Genomic DNA, 6378 nt, shown 5'->3' on the forward strand with positions numbered 1-6378 from the left:
AGGCAGACCCAAGGAAAAGGGATCGAAGATGAAGAACAAAGAAGTTTTCCAAAATGGCGAAGCCGATCAATGGTTTAGACGCAACAAAGAGGCGTTCGAGACCAGTAAGTCGGATCCAGACATGGACCTGCTTTCTGATTGGATGCTCCCCTTCAAAACCCGCATCTCCTCGGTCATGGAAGTCGGCTGCGGCACGGGTCACAAATTGGATCGCCTCTCTCGCGCTCTGGATGCCAACGGATTCGGCATAGAACCCAGCGCCGAGGCCGTCGCCCATATTTCGGACGCTTTCCCCGATCTGAATGTCAAACAGGCCTTTGCAGACGACATCCCATTCAGCGAGCAGTTCGACCTCGTTCACCTTGGTTTCTTTCTCTATCTCGTAGATCGCGAGGCCTATTTCAGCTGCCTGAAAGAGGCCGATCGGCTGGTGAAACCCGGTGGTTTCCTCTCGATTATCGACTTTGATCCCCCTGCCCCCTATTCCAACGCCTATTCCCACCAACCCGGCGCGTTTTCCCACAAGATCGACAACAGCGGCGCCTTCACCGCGAGCGGCCTATATTCCGTTGTTAACAAATACAGCTTTTCTCACAGCAACTTCCACTTCGACGAAATCGTCGACGAGCGAGTGTCCCTTGTGCTGCTTTATAAGGAAACCAATGTGTTTGGAACGCGGTAGGGCGTAAGAACTTCGCTGCAAATTTACGTAGCAATCTGAACAGCGGTTCCAAGTCTCATAAACAAGGCGCTCTACGGTTAGAATTTTTTTGCCAGGGAGCGCGCTACCCAGAAGTGCGGCTCCTATTAGAAAACAATGAGTTATTTAATTAGGCAACGTCTCATGGGAGCCGTTTATACGCAATTGTCACTTCAAGAACACCGTGAGATTGAAAGCTGGCGGCACGCAAAGGTGCCTGTCGGAGATAAGGCACGCGTCTTCAAACGCCACAAATCGACGATCTTTTGCGAGATAAAACATAATGGACAGCGAATATTTGAGGCATCTTGTATTTCGCTCCAAGACAGACGGCAAAGCCTTCATAGTCATTCACGAAGGCAAGGGCACTGGTATTGTGACAGTTCTGACCGGTCGCGGCGCAATTCACCCATAAGCGCTGCAAGGCTTCGCGGCCCGGAGACATTTTAGAGATGCCGGCTGTGAAGCCTTGTTCCTGTCCCTCTCAGCTACAACAGCTTCTAAATTGCAAGCCCAGTGACTTTAAAACTTGGTAGCAACGCAAACTGGACCGCCTATTGCGAAAGACCCCGAGCCAGTAAGACAATCAGAATAACAGCTATACCAAGAAACAATACCCCCACGATCCACGCCGCTGGAGTGCCGTAAATCTCGGCGACCGCTCCGGCCAATATCAGGCCCATAGCTGCACCGAGTTGCTGGATCAGAGACCGCAGCGACAGCATTGTCGAGCGTTGGCTGTCATCCACGCATCGGTGCAGAATGCTACTGGCGGGGGTCTCTGACACGCCCAGTAAAACGGAAAACAGGATGAACAAAGCCACGAAACCTGCGACGCTCCCCTGCAGGGCCAAAATAATTTGCAGCCCCGCAAGACAGGCAAATACAGCCGCAAGAGTAGCGGACTGACTGCGTCCAAATAGACGGCTTACGATCGGCGAAAGCCGCGCCCCTATTGCGATGGAAAAGAAATAGGTGGCCGTCAGCACGCCAATCAACGAATTTGCATAGCCCCCATCCAGCATTGGTTTCACGAGCGTTGGCCAAAGCACCTCGACGGGATTGGTTGCCATGAGGAAGAACGCCAGAGCTGACAGTAGAGGCAGCAAGACCGGATGCCTTAGCGCGAAGAGGCCTGCGTCTTTGACCAAGTGAGGCACCCTTGCGAAGCCTTGTGTCAATGCGCGGGGAGTTCGAGGGCGTGGCTCTTCGATGATGAAAACCAGCGTAAGGGCGAAGACGCCCAGCATCACAATTAGGCTCGCGACATAGGACACATCATAAATGCTGAATCCTATCAGCGCCGCGCCTGACCCGAAAAGATCGGGAAGTACGCCACCTAAAACAGCCCCTATTGCCAATCCCATCGCCCCGGCCGACTGTGCCTTTGCCAGCGCGGGCTGCACGTCGACGTTTGGCGCGGCCCCACGAAAGGTCTCCACAAACCAGGCATCCAGCGTCCCCGACCGAAGCGCCCGCCCAAACCCGATGAACGCAAACGACAGCGCAAGGCCGTAGAAATCATGTGTTGCAAGAAAAATAATCAGCGAGGACAGACTCGCCCCCACAGCCGCCAGAAACACGGGCTTGCGCCCAATCGCATCTGCCAACCCGCCAAATGGCAGTTCCATCGCCATAGCTGTCAGCGAATAGACCCCAAAAAGCAGTGAAATCTGGAACAGATCCATGCCACGATCTGTCAGGGCAAGCGCAACCACAGCCACCGTCAGCCCCATCGCGAAGCGATCTAGAAACTGGTGAATTTGAAACACCCGAATATGCCGACGCGCGCTAGAGGTTAGCGCCGAGAACGAGAACTCTAAGTCTGTTGACATAAACCTCCCCTCAGGCGTGATTTGAACCAGTCATAAATTTTGAGCGTCCCAGAGCCTACACCATCCCGAAACGGGTTTTGAAATAGTGCTCCACACGCTCATAGGCTTGGCCCGAAAAATGCAGCGTCAAAAGCGAGTGCATCCGACCCGGTTCATCGTTTTCATTGTCATAGGCCTCGGTCTCTAGATTGTCGCCAAACGCCGCCTTGAGCGCATCAATGTGTTCCTGCTTGGACAGATGGTCTGACGTGTAGCGCATCGCCAAAGCCGGCCCCTTCTCGGCCATCGCAGCATTGGCCGCGTCCACATCTTCCTGTGACATATGCAGCTTTGTGACATGCCGCGCGGGCAGCGCGGGTTGGCTGGCCACGGCGCCGTACACCGCGTCTTCGGCCATCAACGGAATAGCAAAACTGCCCGTCAAGCACATGCCGATCACGCCAAGCCGCGCCCCGCCCTCGCGATCAGATATCTCGGCGCAAATTACGCGCATCCATTCTGCCATATCGCTCTGCGCACCAAAGCGAAACATCTGGAATGAGTGACGGATGCACAGAATACGCACGGCGTTCGTCAAAGTGGTCAACTTGTTCGCCTTCCCCAATTTCCCAAGCAAATGCGGCAAATAGACTTTGAACCCGGCCGCAATCAATCTGTCCGCAAGCTCGAAGGTCTCTTTGCCAATCCCCGGCAGTTCTTGCAGGATCAGAATCGGCTGGCCCTCGCCTTTCACATAGACATCATGACGTGCCATGTGGCCGTTAGAGAGCTCATGCGCAAAAGAGAAAGACGTCGCCCCGTTCCAAACACTCATCGCAATTCCCTTCTTAAAAATCGCTGGAAGCGTAGCGGCTCTGCCCCAGCATGCCAAGTCTGCGACCGTCGCTCAGAACCCGCGAACACACGCCAAAATCATGCTATAGAGCCCCCATAGTATAAGTGAGGACCACGCCATGACGCGTGATTATGTGACAATTAACAAAGACGTCTGGAATGCGGATGCCGAGAATTGGGTGCAAGGCGGCGCGCGGCTTTGGAGCTCGGATCCCATGTGGGGGATCTGGGGGCTTCCAGAACAGGACCTGAACCTTTTGCCCCAAGACATGACGGGTATGACAGCCATCGAGCTGGGATGTGGCACGGGCTATGTCGCTGGCTGGATGGCCAAACGGGGGGCGGAGGTCACGGCGATTGACGTCTCGGATCAGCAATTGGCCACGGCGCGCCGACTGTCAAAAGAGCACGGCACCGACATCGCCTTTATCGAAGGCAATGCCGAGACAACCGGCCTACCCGATGCCGCCTTCGACTTCGCGATCTCGGAATATGGCGCGGCGATCTGGTGCCCCCCAGATATATGGCTGCGCGAGGCCCATCGGCTGTTGCGCCCCGAGGGGCGTTTGGTGTTTCTGGGCAACCATCCTCTGGCGATCATCTGCTCTCCGGAAAGCGGCGCGCCTGCCGAGGCGCGGTTGCATCGCCCCTACAAAGACCTCTGGGGCGCGGATTGGACCAAGGTCGAGATCGACCCAAGCGGGATCTGTTTCGTGCTGACTTTCGCGGATTGGCTCGCCCTCTTCCGCGAAATCGGCTTTGAGGTCGAGAACTACCAAGAGCTTTATGCGCCCGAGACCCAAACCGAGATGCGCGCCTTCATTCCCGCCGAGTGGGCGCAGAAATACCCCTGCGAGCAGGTCTGGCATCTGCGCAAACCCGGCTAACGCATCATCTCGAACAGGAACGACAGCTCGCCCTACAAACGGTTAAGGCTCTCTGCGATTTCCGCCGCAATCGCCTGCGCATCCACACCGTCCCGTTCCGCCGAAATGCGCAGCCCAATCAGATCGCTTTGATACCGTCGCGCCAAGGCCTGAGGATCATGGCTTTCTAGAATATCCCCATCACTTTGCGCGCGCCGAAACAGGCCCGCGAACCGCGCCTCGGCCTCAAGCAGCAAGGCATTCGCACGATCCGCCAAAGCGTGCTCGCGTGCCGTGAGCTCCAACACGGTTTTCGCCAACATACAGGCCTTGGCCGCCGCCGCCCCGTTTTCGATCACCAACCGCGGATAAAGCTTGAGCGTTGCCAAAGCCCCATGCTCCTCTGCCAGCGCCTCAAGCCGCGCCGCCCCGTCGGCTGCGTATTTTTCCAGCGCCAGCTCAAACAAAGCATCCTTGGACCCGAAGGCCGCATAAAAGCTGCCGGGCTTCATATTCAGCACCGCCTCAAGATCTTTCAAAGACGTGCCCGCCCAGCCCTGTCGCCAGAAAATATCACGCGCGCGCTCGATCAGAGTGTCACGGTCGTATGAAGGTCTGCGGGGCATGGCTCACCAATTCTTGAATGATCACTCAATTATATTCTTGAGTGATCGCTCAAAAAAGCCTAAATGGCAAGAGAACGCAATATTTAAAGGACACCAGACAATGGTCGATTTCCCATCTCACGACTTGGACACAGCCCCCGAGGCCTCAAAACCGCTCTTGGAAAACTCGCAGAAAGCCTTTGGCCGACTTCCTGGTCTGCACAAAGTTATGGCCGAAAGCCCTCAGGTGCTGGAAGGTTATCAGGTGCTGCATAAGCTCTTCACCGAGACCGCCTTTGATGCCGACGAGATGACCGTCGTCTGGCAGGCGATCAACGTTGAGCATGAGTGCCACTATTGTGTGCCGGCCCACACCGGGATCGCCAAGCGTATGAAGGTGTCAGATGACATCATCGACGCCCTGCGCAATGAAACCCCGCTGCCATCTGCAAAACTCGAAGCGCTGCGGACCTTTACGGTCCAGATGCTACGCCAGCGTGGCAATGTCTTTGACGATCAGATCGAGGCTTTCTTTGCAGCAGGCTACGGCCACCGCGCGGTTCTGGACATCATTCTGGGTCTGTCTCAGAAAGTCATGTCCAACTACATCAACCACATCGCGGAAACCCCATTGGATGAGGTGGTGAAGCCTCTGGCGTGGGAACGCAGCGACAAGCACCTCGAAGTCTAAAATGCATGAGGGTAGGGCAAATCGCCCTGCCCTCGCACCCTAATGACCCTCATGGTCGTGGATGGTTTCAATGCCGGGGAAATGCTCGGCGAAACCATCCAGCAGAAATTCAAAGGCGATCGCGGCAATAATCAGCCCCATCACGCGGTTCACAATCAGAACAACGTTGTCGTTGAACAAACGATCCGACATCGCAGCCAGCCTGAACGTCACATAGATATAGATCGCAATGGAGGCCGCCACGCCAAGCACCAACAGCTTATGCGCAATCCCGATCTCGTCATGGGATTCCGCAAAAACGATGATCGACGAAATCGCCCCGGGCCCAGCGAGGATCGGCATGGCCAAGGGCACGATACCAAGCGTGTACGCCCCGTTTTCCCGTCATCGGCCGCCAAGGTGGAGGCGTTCTTGCCCGATGTCAAAAGATCCAAAGCGATCAGCATCAGCAAAAGCCCGCCCGCCATGCGAAATGCGCCCAGCGTAATTCCGAAACTGGAGAGGATCGAAAACCCGAAAACGATAAAGAGCGCCATAATCAGAAAATACGCCACCGCGCCGGCAAAGGCCGCCTGTTTCTTTTCGAGGGCGCTGCGGTTGGCCATGACGCCGATGTAAAGCGAGGCGATCAGCGGCGCGGGCACCAAAGCAAGGTTGGCGATCAGGATCTTGCTGTATTCGGTAAACTGAAACTCAGCCCAAAACGTGTCCATCTTTTGCTCCCCTCCAATTGCGCGCTTATTCAAAAGCGATCACCGCGCTCTAAGCAACCCTATTGCGACGCTTCTATGCCCAGCACATCCATCAGCGGGCCAAGATAGGCCTCGTAGCGCCGCCATTTCTCGAC

General features: G+C 55.7%; 7 protein-coding genes and 2 pseudogenes. 4 read left to right on the forward strand and 5 right to left on the reverse strand.

Annotated features, from left to right (window positions below):
* Window positions 1-28: 28 nt before the first annotated feature.
* Window positions 29-682 (forward strand): class I SAM-dependent methyltransferase, encoded by a 654-nt coding sequence (locus WG622_RS17130; protein ID WP_339404635.1) that lies wholly within the window; start codon window positions 29-31, stop codon window positions 680-682.
* Between the two features lie 162 nt (window positions 683-844).
* Window positions 845-985 (forward strand): annotated as a pseudogene (locus WG622_RS19290) (helix-turn-helix domain-containing protein); the annotation flags it as partial.
* Between the two features lie 269 nt (window positions 986-1254).
* Here WG622_RS19290 and WG622_RS17135 read toward each other — a convergent pair.
* Together WG622_RS17135 and WG622_RS17140 are read right to left on the reverse strand one after the other, a co-directional pair.
* On the reverse strand, window positions 1255-2535 hold the full coding sequence (locus WG622_RS17135; RefSeq protein ID WP_339404636.1) for an MFS transporter: 1281 nt from the start codon (window positions 2533-2535) through the stop codon (window positions 1255-1257).
* A gap of 55 nt (window positions 2536-2590) precedes the next feature.
* Window positions 2591-3349, reverse strand: a complete 759-nt coding sequence (locus tag WG622_RS17140) for a dienelactone hydrolase family protein (protein WP_339404637.1) — start codon at window positions 3347-3349, stop codon at window positions 2591-2593.
* Between the two features lie 139 nt (window positions 3350-3488).
* Between WG622_RS17140 and WG622_RS17145 the strand changes: the two genes are divergently transcribed.
* Window positions 3489-4256, forward strand: coding sequence for a class I SAM-dependent methyltransferase (locus WG622_RS17145; RefSeq protein WP_339404638.1), 768 nt, complete (start codon window positions 3489-3491; stop codon window positions 4254-4256).
* Between the two features lie 32 nt (window positions 4257-4288).
* Here WG622_RS17145 and WG622_RS17150 read toward each other — a convergent pair whose 3' ends face one another.
* Window positions 4289-4861: a TetR/AcrR family transcriptional regulator gene (locus WG622_RS17150; RefSeq protein WP_339404639.1), complete on the reverse strand. Its 573-nt coding sequence runs from the start codon at window positions 4859-4861 to the stop codon at window positions 4289-4291.
* 100 nt (window positions 4862-4961) lie between these two features.
* Between WG622_RS17150 and WG622_RS17155 the strand changes: the two genes are divergently transcribed.
* Window positions 4962-5531 (forward strand): carboxymuconolactone decarboxylase family protein, encoded by a 570-nt coding sequence (locus tag WG622_RS17155; protein ID WP_339404640.1) that lies wholly within the window; start codon window positions 4962-4964, stop codon window positions 5529-5531.
* 39 nt (window positions 5532-5570) lie between these two features.
* On the opposite strand, the gene WG622_RS17160 is transcribed toward WG622_RS17155, so the two are convergent.
* Window positions 5571-5885: a MarC family protein gene (locus WG622_RS17160; RefSeq protein ID WP_339404641.1), complete on the reverse strand. Its 315-nt coding sequence runs from the start codon at window positions 5883-5885 to the stop codon at window positions 5571-5573.
* A 107-nt stretch (window positions 5886-5992) separates the two neighbouring features.
* Window positions 5993-6244 (reverse strand): annotated as a pseudogene (locus WG622_RS19255) (MarC family protein); the annotation flags it as partial.
* Window positions 6245-6378 lie beyond the last annotated feature (134 nt).

Origin of the sequence: Cognatishimia coralii (assembly GCF_037478305.1) — a bacterium.
GTDB lineage: Bacteria > Pseudomonadota > Alphaproteobacteria > Rhodobacterales > Rhodobacteraceae > Cognatishimia > Cognatishimia coralii.

Bases quoted from the DNA above. Each gene is read 5' to 3' on its own strand.
- WG622_RS17145 (WP_339404638.1), top strand. From the start codon at position 3,489: ATGACGCGTGATTATGTGACAATTAACAAAGACGTCTGGAATGCGGAT.
- WG622_RS17150 (WP_339404639.1), bottom strand. From the start codon at position 4,861: ATGCCCCGCAGACCTTCATACGACCGTGACACTCTGATCGAGCGCGCG.
- WG622_RS17155 (WP_339404640.1), top strand. From the start codon at position 4,962: ATGGTCGATTTCCCATCTCACGACTTGGACACAGCCCCCGAGGCCTCA.
- WG622_RS17140 (WP_339404637.1), bottom strand. From the start codon at position 3,349: ATGAGTGTTTGGAACGGGGCGACGTCTTTCTCTTTTGCGCATGAGCTC.
- WG622_RS17130 (WP_339404635.1), top strand. From the start codon at position 29: ATGAAGAACAAAGAAGTTTTCCAAAATGGCGAAGCCGATCAATGGTTT.
- WG622_RS17135 (WP_339404636.1), bottom strand. From the start codon at position 2,535: ATGTCAACAGACTTAGAGTTCTCGTTCTCGGCGCTAACCTCTAGCGCG.